The organism is Mesorhizobium sp. WSM1343 (genome assembly GCF_055901535.1).
In genome coordinates, this window is sequence record NZ_JBVVWZ010000002.1 from 171,631 (window position 1) to 192,778 (window position 21,148).

Annotated in this window: 22 protein-coding genes; 4 read left to right on the forward strand and 18 right to left on the reverse strand. The window is 59.0% G+C overall.

All coding sequences use genetic code 11. The features are described from left to right. Window positions 1-649 precede the first annotated feature (649 nt). From ku to AC0NIL_RS31380, 11 genes are all read right to left on the reverse strand, one after another. Window positions 650-1,474, reverse strand: coding sequence for a non-homologous end joining protein Ku (ku, locus tag AC0NIL_RS31330; protein WP_024505620.1), 825 nt, complete (start codon window positions 1,472-1,474; stop codon window positions 650-652). A gap of 94 nt (window positions 1,475-1,568) precedes the next feature. Further along, window positions 1,569-2,429: an ATP-dependent DNA ligase gene (locus AC0NIL_RS31335; RefSeq protein ID WP_063174038.1), complete on the reverse strand. Its 861-nt coding sequence runs from the start codon at window positions 2,427-2,429 to the stop codon at window positions 1,569-1,571. A 235-nt stretch (window positions 2,430-2,664) separates the two neighbouring features. Then, window positions 2,665-2,988: a KTSC domain-containing protein gene (locus AC0NIL_RS31340; RefSeq protein ID WP_244507001.1), complete on the reverse strand. Its 324-nt coding sequence runs from the start codon at window positions 2,986-2,988 to the stop codon at window positions 2,665-2,667. Window positions 2,989-3,584: 596 nt separating this feature from the next. Further along, window positions 3,585-3,776, reverse strand: coding sequence for a hypothetical protein (locus tag AC0NIL_RS31345; RefSeq protein WP_013525035.1), 192 nt, complete (start codon window positions 3,774-3,776; stop codon window positions 3,585-3,587). Next, window positions 3,773-3,913, reverse strand: a complete 141-nt coding sequence (locus AC0NIL_RS31350) for an entericidin A/B family lipoprotein (RefSeq protein ID WP_032809501.1) — start codon at window positions 3,911-3,913, stop codon at window positions 3,773-3,775. The genes AC0NIL_RS31345 and AC0NIL_RS31350 overlap by 4 nt, the downstream gene beginning before the upstream one ends. A 679-nt stretch (window positions 3,914-4,592) precedes the next feature. Then, window positions 4,593-5,303, reverse strand: coding sequence for a hypothetical protein (locus AC0NIL_RS31355; protein ID WP_024505780.1), 711 nt, complete (start codon window positions 5,301-5,303; stop codon window positions 4,593-4,595). A 5-nt stretch (window positions 5,304-5,308) separates the two neighbouring features. Further along, window positions 5,309-5,902 (reverse strand): SOS response-associated peptidase, encoded by a 594-nt coding sequence (locus AC0NIL_RS31360; protein ID WP_473574102.1) that lies wholly within the window; start codon window positions 5,900-5,902, stop codon window positions 5,309-5,311. 1,396 nt (window positions 5,903-7,298) lie between these two features. Next, complete coding sequence (locus AC0NIL_RS31365) at window positions 7,299-7,781, reverse strand: DUF2269 family protein (RefSeq protein WP_024505778.1); 483 nt, start codon at window positions 7,779-7,781, stop codon at window positions 7,299-7,301. Further along, window positions 7,781-9,067 (reverse strand): SDR family oxidoreductase, encoded by a 1,287-nt coding sequence (locus AC0NIL_RS31370; RefSeq protein ID WP_473574103.1) that lies wholly within the window; start codon window positions 9,065-9,067, stop codon window positions 7,781-7,783. Before AC0NIL_RS31370 ends, AC0NIL_RS31365 begins: the two co-directional genes overlap by 1 nt. A 435-nt stretch (window positions 9,068-9,502) precedes the next feature. Next, window positions 9,503-10,027: a YciE/YciF ferroxidase family protein gene (locus AC0NIL_RS31375; RefSeq protein ID WP_024505776.1), complete on the reverse strand. Its 525-nt coding sequence runs from the start codon at window positions 10,025-10,027 to the stop codon at window positions 9,503-9,505. 550 nt (window positions 10,028-10,577) lie between these two features. After that, window positions 10,578-10,712 carry a hypothetical protein gene (locus tag AC0NIL_RS31380; protein ID WP_013525051.1) on the reverse strand — a complete coding sequence of 45 codons (135 nt, stop codon included), beginning with the start codon at window positions 10,710-10,712 and terminating at the stop codon, window positions 10,578-10,580. Between the two features lie 481 nt (window positions 10,713-11,193). On the opposite strand from AC0NIL_RS31380, the gene AC0NIL_RS31385 reads away from it, so the two are divergent. Further along, complete coding sequence (locus tag AC0NIL_RS31385) at window positions 11,194-12,162, forward strand: manganese catalase family protein (protein ID WP_024505775.1); 969 nt, start codon at window positions 11,194-11,196, stop codon at window positions 12,160-12,162. Window positions 12,163-12,288: 126 nt separating this feature from the next. Next, window positions 12,289-13,338: a chemotaxis protein CheB gene (locus AC0NIL_RS31390; protein WP_024505774.1), complete on the forward strand. Its 1,050-nt coding sequence runs from the start codon at window positions 12,289-12,291 to the stop codon at window positions 13,336-13,338. Between the two features lie 131 nt (window positions 13,339-13,469). Here AC0NIL_RS31390 and AC0NIL_RS31395 read toward each other — a convergent pair whose 3' ends face one another. Continuing rightward, on the reverse strand, window positions 13,470-13,622 hold the full coding sequence (locus tag AC0NIL_RS31395) for a hypothetical protein (protein WP_155925010.1): 153 nt from the start codon (window positions 13,620-13,622) through the stop codon (window positions 13,470-13,472). Window positions 13,623-13,738: 116 nt separating this feature from the next. Here AC0NIL_RS31395 and AC0NIL_RS31400 point away from each other — a divergent pair, with 116 nt between their 5' ends. Further along, window positions 13,739-14,227: a hypothetical protein gene (locus AC0NIL_RS31400; RefSeq protein ID WP_473574104.1), complete on the forward strand. Its 489-nt coding sequence runs from the start codon at window positions 13,739-13,741 to the stop codon at window positions 14,225-14,227. Between the two features lie 18 nt (window positions 14,228-14,245). Here AC0NIL_RS31400 and AC0NIL_RS31405 read toward each other — a convergent pair whose 3' ends face one another. From AC0NIL_RS31405 to AC0NIL_RS31420, 4 genes are all read right to left on the reverse strand, one after another. Then, complete coding sequence (locus tag AC0NIL_RS31405; RefSeq protein ID WP_032899840.1) at window positions 14,246-14,854, reverse strand: EF-hand domain-containing protein; 609 nt, start codon at window positions 14,852-14,854, stop codon at window positions 14,246-14,248. Window positions 14,855-15,023: 169 nt separating this feature from the next. Next, on the reverse strand, window positions 15,024-15,185 hold the full coding sequence (locus AC0NIL_RS31410; RefSeq protein WP_474048927.1) for a hypothetical protein: 162 nt from the start codon (window positions 15,183-15,185) through the stop codon (window positions 15,024-15,026). A 2,190-nt stretch (window positions 15,186-17,375) separates the two neighbouring features. Next, entirely contained in the window at window positions 17,376-18,107 is a 732-nt protein-coding gene (locus tag AC0NIL_RS31415) for a Crp/Fnr family transcriptional regulator (RefSeq protein WP_473574105.1), read from the reverse strand. 659 nt (window positions 18,108-18,766) lie between these two features. Further along, the gene (locus AC0NIL_RS31420; protein ID WP_024505862.1) at window positions 18,767-19,018 is read right to left on the reverse strand and encodes a hypothetical protein; all 252 of its coding nucleotides are present in this window, start codon (window positions 19,016-19,018) and stop codon (window positions 18,767-18,769) included. A 432-nt stretch (window positions 19,019-19,450) separates the two neighbouring features. Here AC0NIL_RS31420 and AC0NIL_RS31425 point away from each other — a divergent pair, with 432 nt between their 5' ends. Then, window positions 19,451-19,594 (forward strand): hypothetical protein, encoded by a 144-nt coding sequence (locus tag AC0NIL_RS31425; RefSeq protein ID WP_473574106.1) that lies wholly within the window; start codon window positions 19,451-19,453, stop codon window positions 19,592-19,594. Between the two features lie 597 nt (window positions 19,595-20,191). On the opposite strand, the gene AC0NIL_RS31430 is transcribed toward AC0NIL_RS31425, so the two are convergent. Continuing rightward, complete coding sequence (locus tag AC0NIL_RS31430; RefSeq protein ID WP_050596378.1) at window positions 20,192-20,380, reverse strand: DUF982 domain-containing protein; 189 nt, start codon at window positions 20,378-20,380, stop codon at window positions 20,192-20,194. 318 nt (window positions 20,381-20,698) lie between these two features. Next, on the reverse strand, window positions 20,699-21,091 hold the full coding sequence (locus AC0NIL_RS31435) for a response regulator (protein ID WP_013525059.1): 393 nt from the start codon (window positions 21,089-21,091) through the stop codon (window positions 20,699-20,701). Between the last annotated feature and the right edge of the window lie 57 nt (window positions 21,092-21,148).

Here is a 21,148-nt window from a genome sequence, read left to right on the forward strand (position 1 = left end):
CGAGCATTTTTACCCCAGGGCCGTAAATTTTGCACTGACCTGAGGAACACGCATCTGCAGTCGAAGGTCGGGATGTGCTTGGTGAGGACGACTCCCTCCTTGAAAGGACCAAGCTCTGGTGCGAGGCCCGCCTCCGGTTCCGAGACCCGGTTGCGGGCGTATGCAATGCAAGCAAGCGTTAAGTTTTTCTGCAGGCCTGGAACCTCTTTCTGAAATCGAAATTAGGTCTGCAGCTTGGCTCCCGGGCCAGGTCTCAAAGCAGGGCCCGCCGCTGTTTGTGTCCTCAGTGGCGGGCCCACTTCGTTTCCGCTCAACGCTACATTGCGATTGACTAAAGCAACGAACATCCAATGAACGCAATCTCACATGCATCGATCCATGGCCAGGTCGGCACGATCATTTTTTGGGTGACGGTGACCACGCCGACCAGTTGGTCACAAGGAGAACCAAACGACGAGACCTATAGCTACGGGCACAACGGCAATTCGGCCCTCCGCGATTTGTCGCGTCGGGTGTTCTTTCCTCCCGATTGCCGCAGCGTCGCAGTGCGACGAGCCGGTGAGATTGGCCGAAGGCCTGACGCCGGAAACGCGCGAGCGCGCCAAAACTACTGGATGATGCGCGGTGATGGTGGGATTGCTATCTTTAACTATGCCGATTTGCGGCTCTTGGCCTTTGGCCGGTCTTGGCCGATGCCTTCCTTGGCGAGGCTCTTTCGCAAAACCGAGGCCAGGTCGACCACGTTCTCCTGAGGCTTTGGCGCTGGTTTCGGCGGTTTTTTGCCCTTGCGCTTGGCGTCGATCATGGCAATCAACGCATCTTCATAGGTGTCCTCGAATTTCGAGGGATCAAACTTCGTCACCTTCTTGTCGATAAGGAGGCCCGCGATTTCGAGCAAATCCGAATCGTATTTTGGGCTTTTCACGTCATTAAAGACGGTGTCTTCCGATGTCATCTCATTGTGGGTGCGCAACTCGGTCAGCAGCATTCCTTTTTCAAGCGGCTGTATTAACACTTCGCGCCCGCGCTGATAGAGTACGACGCAGGATCGCGCCGCAACGCGCTTCTTGGCCATCGCATCGCGCAAAATGGCAAAGGCCTCCAGGGAAGCTCCGTCTGCCGGGATCAAGTAGTAGGGCTTTTCGAGATAGCGCGTGTCGATCTCGGCAACGGGAACAAAGGAATCGACGTCGAGTGTATGCTGCGACGTCAGTTTCAGTTTTTTGATCTCGTCCGGCTCGACTTGTATGAACTCGCCCTTGTCCGCCTCGTAGCCTTTGATCTGATCCGCGACTTCGACAACATCGCCGGTCCCTTCGTCGACATAGGCGCTCTTGACGGGCAAGCCGTTCTTGCGGTTCAGAATCTTGAAGTGGATCTTGGATGCCTCGCTTGTAGCACCAACTATCTTCACCCCGCACGACACGGAACCGACCCTCAGAAAACCCTTCCAGACCGCGCGCGGCGCCACCATGCCGTTTCTCCTAGACGTGCCGATGTCGGCACAACGTCAGCCACACGGTTCTGTTCCGCAATGTGGGCAGCACTCCTTGCCAGTAGCCCAAGAATTATTCCTCCCGGTAATCCAGCAGCTTCGCATGGCGAAGCTTCTCCTCGCCTTTCAGGAACCGCACGCGACCGACCAGACCAGGCTTGAGCCATTCGGCCTTTTCTTTCTTGAGACCGATCGGCACTGGTCCCCCGACCTTCCCTTGCACGCGATCCCAAAGTCGCTGGCGCTTGTCAGCTTTAAACGCAACGAAAGCGCCGCCGGCATATCGGCCTTTGTCGGCCATGAGCACCATTGCGGGCTTTCCGGCCTCGCGCTGCACGCCAATAATGTCCATTTCCTTTTCGGCATAGCACTTGATCTTGCGCCAGTTCATCGTCGGTCCGCTGCGATAGACGCTGTCCTTGCGCTTCGAGACCATGCCCTCCAACCCTGCCCTGTCGACCAGGTGATAAACCGCGTCACCGGTGCCGGGCATGGCTTTGCTGACCTGAATGCGGCCGACGGCTGGAATCAGTTCCTGCAGGATCTCGCGGCGGTCTTCCACCGGCATGTTGCGCAAATCATGCCCGTTCAGGTGCAGGAGGTCGAATGCCACCAAATACAGATCGCGCGACGGCTCACGACGGGTGACGGCTGACTGCAGGGCCTGGAAGTCGGACAGGCCGGCCTCGTTGACCGTGATTGTCTCGCCATCGATGATGAAACTTTCCGCCTCGATCGCCTCCGCCTCTCCGGCAAGTTCGATATAGCGGCCTGTCCAGTCGTATCCGTTCTTGGTGAACAGCCGGATCCCGTTTTCATCCTTCATGATTTGGGTCCGATACCCGTCGAATTTGATCTCATGGAGCCATTCGTCGCCCTGCGGTGGCGTTTCGACCAGCTCGGGCTCCATGGGCTTGATGAACTTCAGACGCATGCGCTGACTCGCATAGTGCGATTCAATTAGCGCGCGCTAAAATGGTTCCGGAACATTTTAGACGAATTGAATGTTTGATGGTTATGACGAAGCTATCCGACCTTGGACCGCCGATTCCCGGCACGCAGCACGGCGGCGAGCCTGCCGACGAGCGCGACAATTTCATGACCTGTCCGGTCTGCGGCCAGCCGTTCGACATGCGCGATTTCCGCCAGGTCGCTTGGCACAATCTGCCTCAGCATGAACCGCTGGAATCGGAGCTTGCCACGGGCCGGAACGCGAACTGGTTGCGGATCCGACCATTGAAATAGCGGCCCTTGGCAAAGGCAGATTTGAAATCGGCGACGATCTCCGGCGGTACATCCAGAAAGTCGTACTGCCTGCCACTCGCTACAAACCACACTGAGAGAACCCTGGTTTCCGGGTCGTATTCGAACTTGCGTATTGAGGTCGACGGCATGGTGCACCAGGTCATTGCCAGTGAGCGACCCGCGAGATGGCCCGCCCTGTGAGGAAGCAGAGAGCGGGCCGACCACGGCTGTACGTCCATGGCCATCATCGCCTCCACGGAAGGACGGTGACAGCATTCCAACTCCCATTGGATTTCGGTGTTCCACACATAAACAAAAAGGCCCGCCACCTCTCGGCAGCGGGCAGTGTAGGTCGCTAGGATCACCCAGCGGTACCTAAAGTACACCCCGCCTCGCCAAAAGGGAAATGTTAGGTATCTCTAATGGATGATTCGGACCCTGGGGCTGACCGTGGGGTATCAAATCCGAGAATATCCTGCGGGCCAGGTCGATAGCGGAATACCGAGCTGGGGCCCCGACATCCTATTGGGCCGCCGCACAGGCAACGAAAATGCCCGTGACGCTACACCGATCCGGAAACTACTTTCTTGAGGTGACCGATGCGAGCACGGGAGGGTGTTCGCCTACCAATACACCGATTTGCTCTACTGAGTGGCTTTGAGCAGCGGCTGCTGCTTCACCTCCGGGCCAAACCGGCCGCTCCATTCATAGCCGCAGCGGGCTGTCCTAGGGGATAGTTGGACTGGACGGTGTGTTGATTCACCCCTGCTGGATGGCTGAGGTGCAAAACCATGCAAACCACAATGCCCCGATACGCGACAGAAAAGCGGTTGCATCGTCGACTTTATTCAAGCCGGAATTCAACCGCATGCTTGTCGGACTCACGAATGAGGCCACTGTCCATGGCGGCTTCGAACGCCTTGGTGAAATACTGATCATCGGAGGCCTCGTGATCCTGCTGCGCAAGATCGATCGGCAGGGCTCCGATCACGCGGCCCGTTGTCTTCTCGATAACCGTGACGGTCCTCTGCATCATGGTTTGTTGACCGTGTCGTCGACTGCGTTGGCCGTTGCCTTGACGTCCCGGCCGACGCCTCGGACGGTGTTGGCGCAGGCCGCAAGGGCAAAGGCACAGGCAAGAATGACAATCGGTGTGATGCGTAGCAGTTTCATGGACGGGTTCTCCTATTTGTGATTATCAAGTCCGCTTTGCCGTATCGCACCTGTAACCGCCATCACCTTGTTGTGGGCGGCCGCTTCATCTGCGGTGTCAAAGGGCGTTGCGATGGTCGTCCCATCCAGAGCCAGTATCACAGCCAGGAACGGAAGGCCGATCAGCGGTGGTGCGTAGACAACGTACGCTGGGCGGGCATTCTTCATCGCCCATGTAGCACCATTTGTCGGTCAGGACCTAATCCACCTTAAAATGCCGAAGCGCCTCTATTCTTCACATCGCCGACTTCCTGCACCACCGTGGCAAGCGATTCCTTCTATAGGAAACAGCCATGATTTTTCCTTCCGGGTAGTGATTGGGGTATGGTCGTGGAGAAATCTGCTGACAGCAAGTCGGCGACCTGGCCCCAAGTCCTATGCGTGCGAGGATGGCCATGGATCAGAAGCAGAGGCGGCCCAGATCCGCCATGCCGAAGCCTTATCGGCCCGCCCTCGGTTTCCAACATTTCAAGCACGAAGTTGTCGAACATCTGCCATCCTCAAAAATGGGCGGTTGTCGGCTTGAAGAACTCCATGAGCATGGATTGGTTCGGGACGTGCCAATCGCGACTGCAGATCGTTTCGGCTCCCGGTTAGCTTTCGCTCAGGGCTCATTCTGGACGCGAATGGCTAGACGGATTTAACGGAGCAGGCCCTCGTCGTCGAACGCGTTCCAGCCCTTCAACTTGGGCCGGGGAGCGTCATCTCTGGGGTTATTCCCGGCACCGCGACCCTTCTCGCTACCCTTTCCCGCCCGCGTCAGGGCAGCCTTGCCGGCGCCACGTCGCCTGTTCTCTGTAACTTGCTGCGCGTCCTCTTCACGCCAAAGGCTTGGCAGATCACGATCAAGGATGTCTTCGATGTGCTTGGGATCGAACACGTGGAAGGTGACGGCCTTGGATCGACCGCGCATCTTCACGGTGCGGGTGCCAATGCTTTGCAGCCGTCCGTTTTTCAGCCACTTGTGACGCTCACGCGAAGAGATCGCAAGGATGTCTTCGGCCTCGCGCGGCAGGACCGGGAGTACTGCGATGGTTTCCAGTGCCTTGGCGATCTTGTTCGAGGCGGCCTCGAACTCTTCGGCATCGTCTTCGCGCATCCGCAATGTCATGCGACCAGTCTCGGCTTTGACGTACTTCCTCACCGCCCAAGGCAGGCGGGCACGTATTTCACGCTCGATACCTTTCGTGCGCACCGACGAGCCAAGCGTCGCTGATGGCGGAAGGGGCCACTCGGTAATCAGTGACAACGAGGTGCTGACGCTTTGGCGAGAGCCGCGATCTCGAGGGGCCACAATTGCCGCAGCCAAGCCGCCAAGAATCTTTCGTGTTTGCGCAAAACGCACCGGCATCTGAGCTAGTCGCTTCCTTGTCGCACGGTTTCTACCGCCAGCGACCCGGCCGGCAGGGCCTTCAACAGCTCCACCTCGGGTTTCGTGAGGTGGATCCATGCCGCCCAATCATCCGGGCGCAGAACCACAATCTGGCGATTGTGGATGGGCGCCACGTCCAGGCCGGGTTCCGTCGTCAGCATTGCGAATGTCGGGGGCTTGTTGCCTTCGCCATCGCGCCACAGGCCGGCGATCGCCATGAACGAGGCGCCGTTGAGCGTGAAGCGATGCTTAGCCTTTGGAGACTTCTTTCCCGTGAATTCGAAGAAAGCCGACGCCGGAATAAGGCAGCGCTTGCTGTTGGCGAAGTTCCGTCCTTCCGAGCGGAAGTTGAAGATCGGCCCGCCTTTGGGCCCGGAGGGCGGAAAGGCAAAGGTCATGCGCGTGAGTTCGATCGTGTCGCCGGCGGCGCGCATGATCGGGGCGGGATCACTGATGCGGATGTCATCCGCCTGCGGCAGATCCAGTTCGGTTTGATAAGTGGGAATGTCGAGCGCCAGCAATTGCCTCATCCTGCAATATTCGGCCCAGGCGATATGCTGCTCATAGTCGTTGCACATAGCTGCCCACGCTTTCAGTCAGTTGATGACTTATAACAGATAACGCGGCTTGGCTGCGGCGCCACCATCCGGAGATTTTCCGCTATGCCCGAAATCTCGCGATCTGCTTGAGCATCGCGCAGTTTGTCCGTGATGACATCGCCGTGGCTCACAATGATGCGCTCAAGGTCCGGTTCATCAGACCATCTGCGGAAAGCCGCGCCCAGCGCCTACCGCCGCCAGGCCAGCGGGCAGTTCTCATGGGGAAAGCACTGAATGGGAACAGTGCAACGGCCGAAGTTTGACAGCGCGATTTTGTTCCACCGTCCGTGATCAGCTTCGCGCCATTTTGGAAAACCGTACAGCAACCCTTTCTGGTCTGTTCGACTTCATGTGGTATGGCTCGCTATGTCTTGGACCTTTCCGACACCGCAGTGCTGACCGAGATTCTGGCAGAGTTCGCCCGTTCTGGTGCTGGCTCCCGTCTCGATCTGATATGCAAGGTCTGCGATGCCAAGGGCAACGAATCCAGCAATTCAGGGTAGCGTTACGGGTCCTGAGAACCGCGACGTGATGCTTCACCGGCCAACCTGCCATTGAAAAACCCGCCACTGAGGGAGCAGTAACGGGCCTCCGGTGTATGCTCGGCCAGGGAAACCGAGCGCAATCCAAACTTCATTTTCGGAGCCATGTTGCAGTGGGTCCGCCCCTGCTGGCGGGCAGAGGCGGACCCGGCCAAGGCTTGGGACCTAGGCCCGGCAGCGGGGGACGCTGCCGCCGTTTCCAACCTGCGTCGACATATCAGGTTCCACTAATGCACAAAAAGCCCGCCACCTTTGAGCAGCGGGCGTTCCAAAGCTGCAATTCTCTTGATTAATCGATAATCCCGGAGAGCCCGGATGAGTTGGGCGAAGCCGTGAAGGCACGGGTCACGCCGGCGATGGATCCGCAGCAGAGATCGCCGAACGAAACGACTGCGGGAAACGCGGTCGCTGATTTGCTCAGGCCTGCCGGTAGATGTGGCCTTCGTCGACGGTGGTCAAACGGCGCGTATCTCGACTGCGGCCGGACGGCGACCTCGCCGAACCGCTCGGCAACACGATCGAGGCCCCGCGGCATGCGGGAGCGCCGTGCTCGGTGACGACAAGCTCGGCTGCAATGCCGCAAGTTGCCACCGAAGTCGCCGACGATGCATTTCGAAGCCGTGCACGGGCGACGTGGATAGACGTGTCGTCGGCAATCAAAGTCCCGTCAGCCTCCCGCCACAGAGGTGCTCGGGCGATGGCCGGGAACCTGTGCAACCATAGCCACCCGGTATGTAGGAACGGAACGAGGCAGTCTGCGGCTGGCTCCATCGCCGCCCATTTGTTAGGCGCAACGATGTTGCAGACCGTGACGAGGGAGACGAAGTCCGGTGCTACAAGGCGAACCAGTCGATCGAAGGTCGCGAAATCATCAGCCAGAAGATGGCGAGCACTGCCGCGAAGGCAGGAAAGCCAAAGGCGAACCAGAGCCGAAACAAGGTGTCATAGCGCTGTGGTGGAGGTTGCTTCTCTGCCGTGGCCTGCATAGCGAGATTCCGCATCTCGATCTGCATCCACACGACTGGAAGCCAGAACAGGCCGGTGATGAGGTAGAGCAGGATCGAAAGCACAATCCACCCCTCGGTCAGCGGATAGCCGGAATGCCAGGCGAGGAATGCACCGGTGACAGGTTGGGCGACGACGGCGGTTGCAGTGAAGATGAAATCGGCGATCACGACGATGCGTGCGACCGCCGCGATGGTCGCGGAATTTCCGGTCCGGTGAGCGAGCAGCATGAAGAAGGCGATGCCGGCGCCGGTGCCCAGCAGCACGGCCGCGCCGACGACATGCAGGAACTTGAGCATGAAGTAGGTCATCAGCGTTCCTCCAGGACCGCCAGCGCGACAAAATGCAGAACCAGGATCGGCAGGATCTTCAGGAATGGGCCGAGCGGCTCGTTCCACAGTTCTGGTCGCAGCATGGTCCCCACGATCGCATAGAAAAGAGCCACCGCAATCGCCCCGAACAGCCCCAGCCGACTGGTCGGTCGCCAGGCGATCAACGCGCCGACCGCCATGTCGGCCAGCGCTCCGGCGATGACTGCCGGTTCCGCCAGCGGACCGATGGCCGTGCCGACCAGCAAGTCGACCCCGCGGCGCCAGCCGGTGGTCAGGGAAATGATGCCGGTCATGATCCAGAAGAAGGGCAGGACAGTAAAGATCGCCGGCTTGACGAAATAGAGACGGGCGAACCATCGCTCCTGCACCGTCGCGGGATTGAGCTTTAGCGCCGCTTCGAGGCTGGATGGTTGGATCCCTGTCGCTGTGATCCACGCCTGCGGGTCGCCGACAGCGCCCCGCACGATTTCCTTGGCCGCATTGCTGCGCATCGGCGGGCGCCAGCCGAGCAGAGCCGCCGCATCGCCGACCCGGTACAGGCCGGCCGCGACGCTACCGGGCAGAGTGAACTCTCCAGCCGGTCTCGACCCGAGCCAGCGGCGGTAGAGGCCGACCACCTTCCTCATCGGCAGCGCTTCATGTCCGGCAAGGTCAAGCGCAAGGTGCGATGCGCTATCGGGCCGGAGAAAATGCAGGACAGTGGCGATCACGTCATCCAACTGTACGACCTGAAGCCGACCCGTGCTGGGCATCACCGGCAACAGTGGCAATGCGGCCAGTCCGCGAAACAGCGCACTGGCGCCGAACGCCGGCCGGCCCAGCACGACCGACGGGCGCAGGATGACCCAGTCCAAATCGCGCGCCATCAACGCCTGGTCGCCAGCCAGCTTGGTGGCCGAGAAGGCGGACGGCTGCAGCCGATCGACCCCGATTGCCGAGAAGTGAATGACCTTTCTCACGCCCGCCTGCTCACAGGCGGCAAAGAGTGCCGATGCGCCACCCGCATGCACACCGCCAGTGCTTTCTTGCGCGCTGTCCTGCAGCACGCCGGCGCAGTTGACGACCGCGTCGATGCCTATCAGATGCGGGCTCCAGTCCTGCGTCTGCAGCGCCTTTGCCATGTCGAGCAAGACAGGCGGCAAGCCTCTGAAGGGAGCGGCGCCGGCACGATGCAGTACGCGAACGATTTCATATCCATCGGCGGCCAGGCGCGCACAAAGAGAAGCTCCGATCAGACCCGACGCGCCGGTGACGAGGACCCTCACCTGGCACCTGAAAACTGCAGTGACAGTCGCGCCTCATCCTGTCTGCACGCGGAGCCGGACGAAACAGCGGTGTCGCTGCGATCGGGCCGCACGATCGAGCGATTCCGCGCGCCTCGCCGAGGGCAGATGGAAGCGAGCGTCGCGGCGCTGCTGGCGCGTCCGGCCAGAGCTCCGACAGTTTCGAGCAACGATATCGAGCGGAAGCTCGGGTTGATTGTTCCTTTGGTTTCTACCATGGGCGCTGATCCCAAGCTGCCACGGATGTTCCTGCAACCATTCATGGGCAAGGCGAGTTGTTCGCGCAGGAATGACCGCCTCGGACGGTTCAGTGCAACGACCGTATCCACTATTTTGCTCATGCACGCAGCGCCAGCCAACCTGATCGACGGTGTCGATGGACTCGATCTCCCTCCCGCCCAACGCGTTCAGCTAGATCTAGGCGGCATCTTGCAGCGCCCTTTCATTTACGCTGGTTTCTCCAAGCTGCGTCAACGCCTCGTCCGTTGCCTTCTCTTCGTCGAGCGTCTGCTGCAGCAGCGGAACCGCGTCATTCAAGCCGAGCAGCCTTGCCCAGGTTACCAATGTCCCATAACGGGCGACCTCATAATGCTCGACGGCCTGGGCAGCGGCAACAAGCCCGGCGTCGAGGGCCGGCGCCGCCTGGAACTCCTCCAGTATCTCCCCGCCCTCCTCAATGATGCCGTCGATCGCGGGACAGGTCTTGCCCTGCGCGCGCTTGCCGAAAATCACGAACACCTGCTGCAGCCGCTCAACCTGACCCTCAGTCTCGTCGCGGTGCTTCTCGAACGCGGCGGTCAACTCTTGCGATTCGGCACCCCTGGCCATTTTCTTGAGGGCACTTAAGATCTTGCGCTCCGCGTAGTATATGTCCTTCAAGGCTTCGTAAAATAGATCTTCCAGGCCCTTTGTGCTGCTCTGGGCGCTTTTCTTCGTCGCCATCTCCATGTCCCACTTCGAGTTCAATGCTTCGCGGCATATGCAGCTCTAACAACCAAGGCCATCGGTTGTTCCTCGCCCTCAAAGACATGGTGGGAACACGAGCAAGGACCGTGATCTCGCTCCGTTCTGGTCGGCACAACCGGCGCCATGTCGCCTCTGCGCCTGGCCAGCCTCGCGGCCGCTTGTCAAGCCGCCTGCCGCGCCTTAACCGGCGTTCTCGCCTATCGAAGTCGATTGCTGGTCACGCTTTCGCCGATCAATGTTGATAAGACGGCGGTCGGGGGCCGCGGCGCCGGAACGACCTCTTCAGCGTTTTGTGGGCAAGCTGCTGTGAGACCAGATCGCGCGCTTTTCGGCACATATTGCAAGCCACAATGGTCGCTCGGCTGCCTCTGCCGGTCTAAACGGGACCCGGCCCGCGGCATGCCCGGATGGTTGAAGCGGATTGTTGAAAAGGTGTGTCGGGGTGAACTAGATCATCCGCCGCCATCGGTTGCGACGATCGAGCGACGATTGCTCCTACCGGCCGCCCGACCGCCGTTTCGCTTCTTCATCGATCCTGCGACCTGAGAATCTTGAGTGCCTCGTCCTTGGTGAGGCCGCACTTTCGGGCAAAGTAGTTCGCTTCGATGGCCCTTTCGCGATCCGTCCGAGACGCGGTGTTCTGCTTGGCCTTCTTGCCCATCGATGCTATCGCCTCGATTATATCGCCTGCTGGTCATCAAGCGCCTACGCCGTGGGAGGGCTCACGCGGGGATCGGGTCACCAATCTTGCAGCTCCGCTGCCTGGCTCGAACTGTGGTTTGGCGCGATTGTTCTGCGATTGCAAAACTTCGCAAGAGATGCCTGGCGCCGGACTTTGCTGTGGCCATTCGGGATCTGTCATCCCATCGCTGTGACCTGCAGACGAATGCAGAGCCTCAGCAGTTTTTCGCCGCTTTCATCGTGGGTTAGTCCCGACAACATGTTCGTTCCAGTACCCGGAGGAAAAAACGTGCGCGACCAGTCTTTTTCCCATCTGGAGGCGCTCATTGATGTGCGTCCCGACACGAATTTAACCCCTAGCGCGCCATGGCCTCGCGGATCGGCCACTGCGTCACTCGATGCAATATGGAACAATCCTCGCAGGCGGATGTTGGGCAACCCAACCCCCTGGAGGATTGCCAATGTTCATGCACAACAAGCGCCTGCAATACACCGTCCGCGTTTCGGAGCCTAATCCCCGCCTGGCCTGCATGATCATGGAACAATTCGGTGGCGCCGATGGTGAGCTTGCCGCGGCGATGCGCTATTTCACGCAAGGCCTCGGCGAGGATGATCTTGGCCGTCGCGACATGTTGCTCGACATAGCCACTGAAGAACTCAGCCACCTTGAGGTGGTGGGATCGATCGTCACCATGCTGAACAAGGGGCTCAAGGCACAACTTGCCGAAGGCCAGATGAAAGAAGCGGACCTTTATATGATGATCGGCGCCAGCGGTACGACAGCCAAGGAATCCATCCTGTTTGGCGGTGCTCCCGCGCTGTGCGACTCAGCCGGCGTTCCCTGGACCGCGGCCTATGTCGACTCACGCGGTGAACCTACCGTGGATTTGCGGTCGAACATCGCCGCTGAAGCGCGCGCCAAGATCGTTTACGAACGCCTCATCAACATCACCGATGATCCGGGCATCAAGGACGCGCTCGGCTTCCTGATGACACGCGAGATCGCTCATCAAAAGTCGTTTGAGAAAGCACTCTACGCCATCGAAAACAATTTCCCGTCAGGCAAGCTCCCGGGCATCGAGAGGTACGCCAGCATGTACGTCAACACCTCTCAAGGTGACGGCGATACCAATGGTCCATGGAATTCCGGCGAAGAGTGGGATCGGATCGATGACCTTGAAGAGGTGATGCCCGTCGACGGCGGAGACGGCTTGGCAACCGTCAAAATGGGCGCCAGAGACATGAAGGTGGTGGCCAAGATGGCCGACCGTACTCTTTCTGATCCGGCGTCCGATCCGATCACGGGCGCTGATCTAGGTGCCGGTCCGGGAGCTGGCCGAACCAAGAACGCGGATTTTGGCGGCGCGGCAAGCATTCAGGAGGCCCCGGCCGTGGCCGAGGCTGCTGTCAAACGCGCACGTAAGCGTTAGTTTGGACTGACCTCATTGCGGGCAACTATGTTCGGGTCAGGAAGCTAACGACGAAAGCAGGGGCATCCGACTGGCAGCAGCGGACTGGCCGGAGTGCTCGCTATTTGCTGAGTGGGTGAAGCACATATGGCCACCGCCGCACCACGATCAGAGTCGGAACATGCGGGGCAGTCGGAGAAGGTCCGTGCCTACGGTTGCGAGAACCGGTGCATTGTCGCAATCGGAGCCTCGGCGGGGGGCCTCGACGCGCTGAAGAGACTTGTCCGGGATATTTCGCCGGACATTCCGGCGGCCCTCCTCATCGTACAGCACGTCGGTCTCACGAGTTACCTCGGCGACATTCTCGGTCGCGCTGCCAACATGCCCGTAGCGAATGCCGCCAGCGGCACGAAGGTTAAAAACGGGCATATCTTCGTTGCACCGCCCGGAGCTCACCTGCTTTTACATGATGATCACATGCTGCTGCGGCGCGGGCCGCGGGAGAATTTGGCGCGCCCTGCCATCGATCCCCTTTTTCGATCAGCGGCCTGCAGCTTTGGCGGCAGCGTGATTGGTGTCGTGCTCACGGGCAGCCTCTCCGACGGGACCGCCGGCTTGCGCGCCATCAAGATTTGCGGAGGGGTCAGCGTGGTTCAAGATCCCGACGACGCTGCAGTACCCGATATGCCGCTGAGCGCCTTGCAGAATGTGGAAGTCGACCATTGCGTCGCCCTGTCCGAAATGGCTGGCCTGTTGCGCAGGCTTGCGTCCGAACTCGCAGGGCCGACACCAGAAATCCCGCCTGTCATCCGCCTTGAGGCTGCGATTGCTGCTCAGGAGCACAGCACAATGGAACAGACAGAACGCCAGCTTGGCATCCCCTCGCCATTTGTCTGCCCCGAATGTCACGGACCGCTTTGGGAGATCGAAGACGGGCCGATTACCCGTTACCGTTGTCACACTGGACATGCATTCGGAGCGGACGTTTTGATGCAGGCCCAGGCGGACGATGCGGAACAGGCCCTTTGGAGCCTTCTAAGAGCGCACCAGCAGCGGGCCGAGTTGGCGAAACGGACGGCGCAACGAGAAGCCGCTCGGGAAAGACATAGCTTGGCCAGCCAAATGGCTACGCGGGCCGCGGAACACGAAGCCGACGCGAAACTTATTGAAGAAATTATCCATCGTCGAAGGCCGTGACAAAACACACGCCCCGACAACCATGACCTTATTTCGGTCCGGGGCTCACGGTTACCGGGTTGGCGGCGTCACTTGCCGGAGACCATGATCCCACAGAGACAGCAAGGGTGTCGGCAAAGAACGATATTAGGTCACATCAGCGTCAGGCGGACGTCGCGCAGGGCATTCAACAGAAATTCCGAACCATCTCCACCCCGCTCCAAAACGCCAACTTCAGCAGAAATGCTGGGAATTGCCAAGCCTCGGCTATCCGGAACAAAATACCCGACAGCAGCTTTGGCCACGAGCTAACGCTCGTGTCGCGGGTTCACCAATTGAAGTATGGCGCCGCCGACGAATGCGGCCTCGGCCGCCTGAGAAACCCGATGTTTACAGATAAGATTGCTGCAAGAGGTCTGCAATGCTGGTCGAGCAATATGTCGAATCCAGAAAAAGGCGACATGACGTCATTTCTACCTCGACGGCAGAAGCCGCCATTCGGGAGGGTGCTCCCGAATTGGCAGATTTCCGGAAGAGCCTTTCAGATAATTGCGGGAAACCGTGTGCAAAAATCGCACACGAAAGTTTCTTTTTTCGTTCCCACGACACTGCAGCCGACAGTCATTCGGACATTGCCGACGACATTGGCCGCTTTTTCGCCGACGTTCGCTGCGTTATCCGTGGGGCCGCAATGTCGCCGCCAATTCCCCTGGGGTTCCTGGAAGCTTTTCGAACTTTCTGGGTCGCGCGGCAGCCCAAATTGCGGGTGCTCATGGACAAAGTAGGATTGATTCGGCTTTCCATGGCTTTGAAGGATCAACCCCTTGGCACGTCGCGCCCGATAGCGCAACGCCATTACTTCCACCCGCTCGCGCTCGACGCCGCCCGCTCGCCGCTCCGTCTGAAGTAAGTCCTCACCTCTAAACAGCTACGGCATGTCTTCGCTGTTTCGGCCATGCATGTTGGAGCCGTGCATGAAGGACTGGATTTCGTCCAGATCGATCTTGCCATCACCATTCTCGTCGATGTTGCTGAAGATCCTGCCGACCCCGCCTTCAACCTCGTTCTGGGACAATGAACCGTCGCCATCCGTGTCCAACAGTCCAAACACCAGTCGCATGCCGGCACCGCGCATCATTTGGTGACCACGGTGTCGAGCCATTCTGTGTCCTCTGCCCCAGTCGCCACGATTTAGCCAATGGTCGCCATGACGGCTAGATTCATCGGGGCGGTCAGCATCCTTGATGTGGCCGTCCTGGTTCATGTAGCGATCTTCCTCATCGCGGAAACCTTCCTCAGAACCGCGATCCTGCTTCATTCTCTCCCGGACCGCTTGCTCAACCATCTGGCGGATCATTTCGCGTGTTGGTCCGTCCGCTTGTCGGTTGATATCCGGCAACTGCCCGCCGACCGGCTGTTCGGTGGCCGGAGGGGGTGCGGGTGTCGAGGGGGCCGGTGTTCCGCTTGTCTGGGCCAACGCGGGGAAGGTCAGAGCTATGAAAGCGGCCGCGGCCGTCGTGACGTGTGAATGTCTCATGGCGTGCTCCATCTATCGCACCTGCTTGCTTGGAAGGCCAAACTGGAGCTCGATCTGTTTGTTCCCTGAGGGGACCAGGTTGCGGCGAAGGCAAGCTGCTCGTGAGCCCTTGGGCCAAGCCTCGAATGCCTGTGATTAATGAAGCGGCTAGTTCGGCTTCCGCAATGCGTCAAACGATTGCCCCGGCCATCGCCGCGATTGGGCGGTCAAGGGAATTCAGCACCGGGGCCCCAAAGCAGATGATCCCGTCCGCAACCTGCTGGTCGTCGCAGCTGAAGCCATTCGTGCGGATATCGCGCATTTCAGCAATGAGGTCGTCAATAGTTTGCACGCTTTCTGTGTTCGAGGCTCGGGAAGACCATCGGCATAGAGCCGCCGTACTTCGAAATCGCTCATCTGGCTGAGAAAGGCTTTGCCGGTGGCCGTAAAGGCTGCGGGCAAACGCATTCCTGGACGGAACTGGATCAGCGAATGGCTAACGCTCGAATTGCGTGCGGCGAGATAGAAGACCTCTCTCCCTTCGAGGACCGAAAGGATAATTGTTGCCCCCGGGCAACTCCGTCTCGCCAACTCCGTCGCCACGTCGGATTGCTGGGCAAAGGCGTTCGACCATCGCATGACGGGGGGCCTAACTGGAAGGTCTGGTCGCCGCGGCGTATCAAGAGCTCCAAGTGTACGCCGAGCGTCGAACATAGCGCATGCGCGGAAGAACGCGCGATTCCATGCTCGCGAGCCAGATCCGATAGCGTTGGGAGTTCGTGATCTCGCGACGATGTCCAAGATACGCACCCCACGGTTCAGGGCAGGGGGAAGGGCCGCTTTCGCGCCTCGTTTTGATTGATCTCGGTGTCAGCCATGGCTCCTCCCAAGCGCGTCAGGCCTAAACCTTGAGGTGACAGGGCCGCAGAGATAGCGAGCCATCGGGCAAAAATCGAAAGGTCGGAAGGGTTGCCGTACGGGTTTACCAAGGCAACGACGCTAGGTCTGTTCGCGGACGGTGGAACAAAAACCGCGCTGTCGAGATTCGGTCGTTGCACTGTTCCCATTGGGTGCTTTCCCCATGAGAACTGCCCACTGGCCTGACGGCTGGCGGGCTTTTTTGTATCAGCGGAACCTTATTACTCATGTTCAGTTCTTGGCGGCAGCGCCCCGCACGCTGCTGGCCAAGGAAAGGCAACCCTTGGCCGGGCCCGCATCGGTCCTCACCCAAGCGGTGCGGGCCCACTGTCGATGCTGCCGAGCCCGTCTTCACACCCTTGGGCGTATCTTTCGAACAGTTCCACCTTTTCTGGATAAGGAAGGCGGTGTAAACGCTGGCAACCTTCGCACCGATAGTGGGCGGCAACGATGAACCAACGCCCTGGCTCAACCGAAGATAGTTTCTGGGAGAGCGGCATCAGGTCGCGTAACTCAAACTGCCGACGCCAGAATCAGCGTTATCCCCACCACCGTCGACCTTGTCGGACGTGTGAAGACCTTGAAGCGAGAGGACAAGCTAGGCCACGCGACTTTGCGGGCGATCCGTGAGGCGAAATCGTGATGTTAAATGAAGTAAGCCCGCCGCTGAGCACACAACAACAGCGACGGGCCTTGCTCGCCTACGCTTGGTGGGGATTGATAACCAAGCTGAACTTAACTTGGATTTCAGAAACAGGTTCCAGCGCTACCAAAAGATTTGATCGCAGGTGGCCCGGCACCGGGTCTCGAAATCGGTGGCGGGGCTTTGCTCGGCTTTTTCAAGGAGATTTCCTTACCAATCGCGTCCCGAACTTCCATTTCAGAGACATGTTCCCTGGTCGTGGGACAGACACTTCAGCCTTTACAGGACGGCTTGATTTGGGGGGCCTTGGGCGTCGCTAGTGCTTGAAGCGAAGCTTCTGCAAAGTCCGACCGTAGATGGTAGCGAACAGCAGAGGCGTCTCTGACTTCCATGCGGACGCAAGCAAGCTCGTCAAGCAAGACACGCCCGCTGGCGCATAAGGTGGGCACGGATCGCACGCGAAAGCTCGATGTCGCTGAGGCGTTGGGAATGGGAAAAGTCAGCCCGATGTAGCACGTTCGTTTATTGATCACCTAATTGCCCACTGCTGCGGGCGTAGGCGGAGATCGATCAGGTCCCCGCAGATCTGACAATGCCCGCTATGCGGATAGCGACGGCATCAAGTCCGCCCTGGCAATCTCGTCAGGACGTGTGCCGCCGCTTCGGCCGTGTGGGCAGTGCACCCGAGAAGGTCGCCACCGCCTAACCTTGCCGGGTATTGGCGACGCCGGCCTATTGGCGACGCAATCCCAAACTCTCCACGATCCGTCGCTCAATATGACAGTTGAATCTGTGCTGGTGATTTTCCATGCCACCTCGAGGGGAGAGATGGTTCTGCTTGGAATGGGAAGCGTGGTGGGCTGGGTGGCGTAAGGCCAAGGTATAGTATGCCAACGACGTTGATCTCCCTGAAGGATGTCGATCTGAAGCGCCGGATTGCGAGATGATCTCTAATGGCAACCGGTTGTGCTCACCAATGATCTAAGTCAGGTCTGGAGACGAGCGGATGTCTCCAAGCAGCCTCACGTAGTCTGCCTCCGGCTGACCGTAGGTGCCATTTGCAGATGCCAGAAGGCCGCTGCGGTCCCGGATACGCACTTCGCCACGTCGGGAATAGATGAACCCGCGTCCTTCCAGCACCTGAAGCCCAACGGTAACTCCCGGACGCCTCGAGCCCAGCATGATGGCTAGAAACTCATGGGTGATCACAACGCGTCCACCGTGGACCCGATCATCACACATTAGAAGCCATCGCGCCAAACGCTCTTCAAGGTTTGCGCGCGCGTTGATCAGCGCCGTATAGCTGGTCTGGATGTGGAGACACTGGACATAGCGCAAGAGTAAGAGGCGCAGCGTCGGGCTGTTCGCGAGTGCCGCCTTGAATGGCTCAGCTCCGATCCTAAAAGCGTTGCCGGGCAGCTGGACAAAACATTCATGCGCGGCATAGTCAGCCCCCGTCACGAGCGCCGCACCAGTCATTCCCTCAAAACCGATGAGCGCAACCTCGGCTTCCTTCCCCGAGGTCCGCGCAACAACAGAACCGATGCCGTCCTCCAGGAAGTACACCGCATTGATCTCCGCAGCGGCTTGCTCCAGATTCATTCTCAAATTGAGGGCACATGGCTCAAGATGTGGTTGCAAAAGCGCTAGGTCATCGGGGTTGAGCCGACGCAGCAATCCGTTTTTATAGGAATCATTCACTGGATTGGTCATGGCTCAATCCCGCCTGGGGCAAGAGCTTTCCAATCTCGTTGCCGTCCGCGCCCGTAAAAACGTGCAGACGATCTTGTGAGGCTACGCCTCTTGGCGCGACAATCATAGGAGAATGCGAATCGATGCACGGCGAGCCCCCGCCACCGTGATTACAAAAGACTTGGAAGAAATGTCAGAGTTGGAAACGTACCGAGCTCGGGTTTGTACTAAACCGACATTCTGACGCCCCGGCCTGCCCGTCTTCATTTTGCCTGACCAGCGGAAGCGGCAACGGCCTAGTCTTGGCTTCTGACAGCAACGATGCGAGGCATGGCCGAGCCTCGCTTCGACTCCCGTGCCCGTCTCGCCATCTTGTACCTTCGTCGCGACCTGACTGCTTCCTCCGCCTGCTCGCGCGACATCTCCCCCGCGCGGCCAAACGGCTTCTTTTCTGGCATTCGATTGTCGTTGGCACGTTGGGTCACTGCCATGTCCGTCTCCGTTCGGAGCCGAACTTCGATTTGCCGGAACTATTCCATGCAGCACCCGCTGGTGCTGAGCGTGTTTTGAGCTGAGGTGAGGCGTTGTGAGGTCAAATTCCGTCGCGCTGCATTTCTAGCCTTGCATTAGAAACGCCATCCAGAATCCGGTGATAAAGCACGTCGAGCAAGTGGAGGTATTCAATCAATCTTGCCGGGCCGACCGGCCTTGGATTCCTCCAAGTCCAACTGGGCGCGACTGGCATGAACCAATGCTGCGATCAAATTTTCGTCGGCTGACTTTTTGCCGGTGTAGAGGCGCACAAGCTCGCGCGCCTGGACCTTCCAATTGGAGTCCGGGCTATCCCGGACGGCTGACGTAAGAGCCCGGGAGAGTATGTCGAAATCCAACAACGAAATACTCGGTCGGCTTCCTTTCACGATCAAATCCATCCTGTTGATCTGCGGCGTTCGCGACACTCGAAAGGTGGACAATGACCAGCATCGGCATCACCCAAAATAGGTCCATTCCTTCACGTGCTCAAGTTTCGGAAGCTCTCGCTGACCGATCATAGGACGCAGCGGCGCAGCGTAAATACCGCAGGGCAGCACCACTGCAATAACAAAGGTTAAGCGGTAGGCACAAAGCCGACTAGCTGCGGTTTTCTTGTCCAGCTTGCCTCTTCGGCAGCCCTGCCGATGACCGAACGCGTCAAAGATAAGCGGAACCTAATCTCCCGGCGTAGCTTGTCTCGATATGAGCGATCATGCCGAGAAACTAGTACCTCGCCCTCCACCAAGGTGGCAGAACCCGAAAGGAATTCTGATCTCGGCCGCTGTCGCTGTGCTTGCGTTCTGTGCTCTTCGCGGCTGGTGGAACTTTAGATGAGCACACGCGGCATCAACTTTCTGCACAAGTGGATTGCCAACGACATCCCAGAGACGGCGCCTCCCTATGAGGATGTGGATAGCCTTTACCGCATTTTCGTCGAAGCCATCGCTCACTTCGACGCCGGAATTCCAGAGTAGGTCCGCGGAGCTACGGTCTCATTCAAAAAGCGGATGCATCCGCTGGTGGGATTTTTATCAGATGGCGATGCCGTTCGAACAACACCAGCTTGTCTGGGTAGCCGAGACGAATCTTGGCATTGCAGGCCTCGCAACGAAACATGGATATTACCTTGAACCATGATCCTCGCCTTACAATAGGATGGCAGCATTTGGGGCAGTCGAAAACGAGCTCCGCATCTCCCAACTCGTCAGGTATGGGCATTGAAAGTCCTTTGTGGGGAGTTTGATCCATCCGGCAAACTGCGGTCAGGGTAAGCCCCGTGACGGTTGTAGAAGATTGGGTAGTCATAGGTCCATCCCACGCTACAATCCCTTTCAAGGCTAGGGTTCGCCCCCCGTGCGAACCGACGACCGCGGGGAGGGACGTAGCTGTGGCTGCCCACGCAACATCGATCTCCCGAGACAGTTCCTTACCGGAAGCCAAGCTCGGACCAATGCGTTTTGGCGGCGGGACTTAGGTCCGGCCCGTGAACTCCGCCACGTTTGTATCTGGCTTGGTCTTCAGCGAGCTACCCATCCGGTAATGCTGCCCGCAGGTGTCGACGGGGTGGCGGGCTAGTCAGTCTTTTCATGAGCAGCTCGGAACTGCCCCTCCTCGAAGCACCTCCGCGCCTCTTGAGCCGTCGCCTCACCGGCCATAGCGGCCATGCAGGCGCGGACAGCTTGGTTCCACTTAGGGCCACGCTTCGTCCATTTCACCAGATATTCGGAAGCGGCCTCCACGCTGTTGACGTTGTAGGTCATGCCGGGTCGCCCCCCGATGACGGGAACCGGGGGTGAACCAGTGGGTTGCCATCATACGACCCTCCCTCGCGACAATCGACGCTTGAGGTCTTCGGCATTCAGTATGCCTACCAGATCTTCGGCGTATTCCTGATCCAAATATTCCGCCGGTGCCCCCCATGCATCGGCTGGATGGCCGGTAAACACGTCGAATACCGTCCAGCTCTCGTCCGAGTCTTGCCTTAAGCGGTATCGCAGTTGCACCACGAGGCTAATTTAGGAGATCGGAATGTCTGATGCAAATGTCTGAGCGAGGGAATCGTGTGACTGGGGGGCACGTCAGCCAGGAGCTGCCAGCCCTGCTTGTGAATTGAGAAGGTTTGCGAGGCCCGTGATGATCTGGGGCATAACGAACGGCTTGGTTATCATGAGGCTGTTTGGCACTCCAAGTGACGGCCAGTCCTCCGCACCATCGCCACTCATGTAAATGACTGGCAAACTGGGATTGACGGTCCGCATGTGACGGGCGACGTCCCAGCCAGTGGGGCCTTCTCCGATCCTTATATCGGTCAGGAGGGCTGCGACACCATCCGGGTTACGATCAAAGGTCGCGATGGCATTGTCCCCTTTATAGACGGCAATCACCTCGAACCCGGCTTCACGCAGCGAGTGTTCGATATCCAGGAGGATAAGGCTCTCATCCTCCACGACCAGGACGGCACCTGAGTTCATTCGACGCCAGCTTCGCTCGTTGGTATCCGGGCATGCAACGGTGGCCGGCTGCGAATG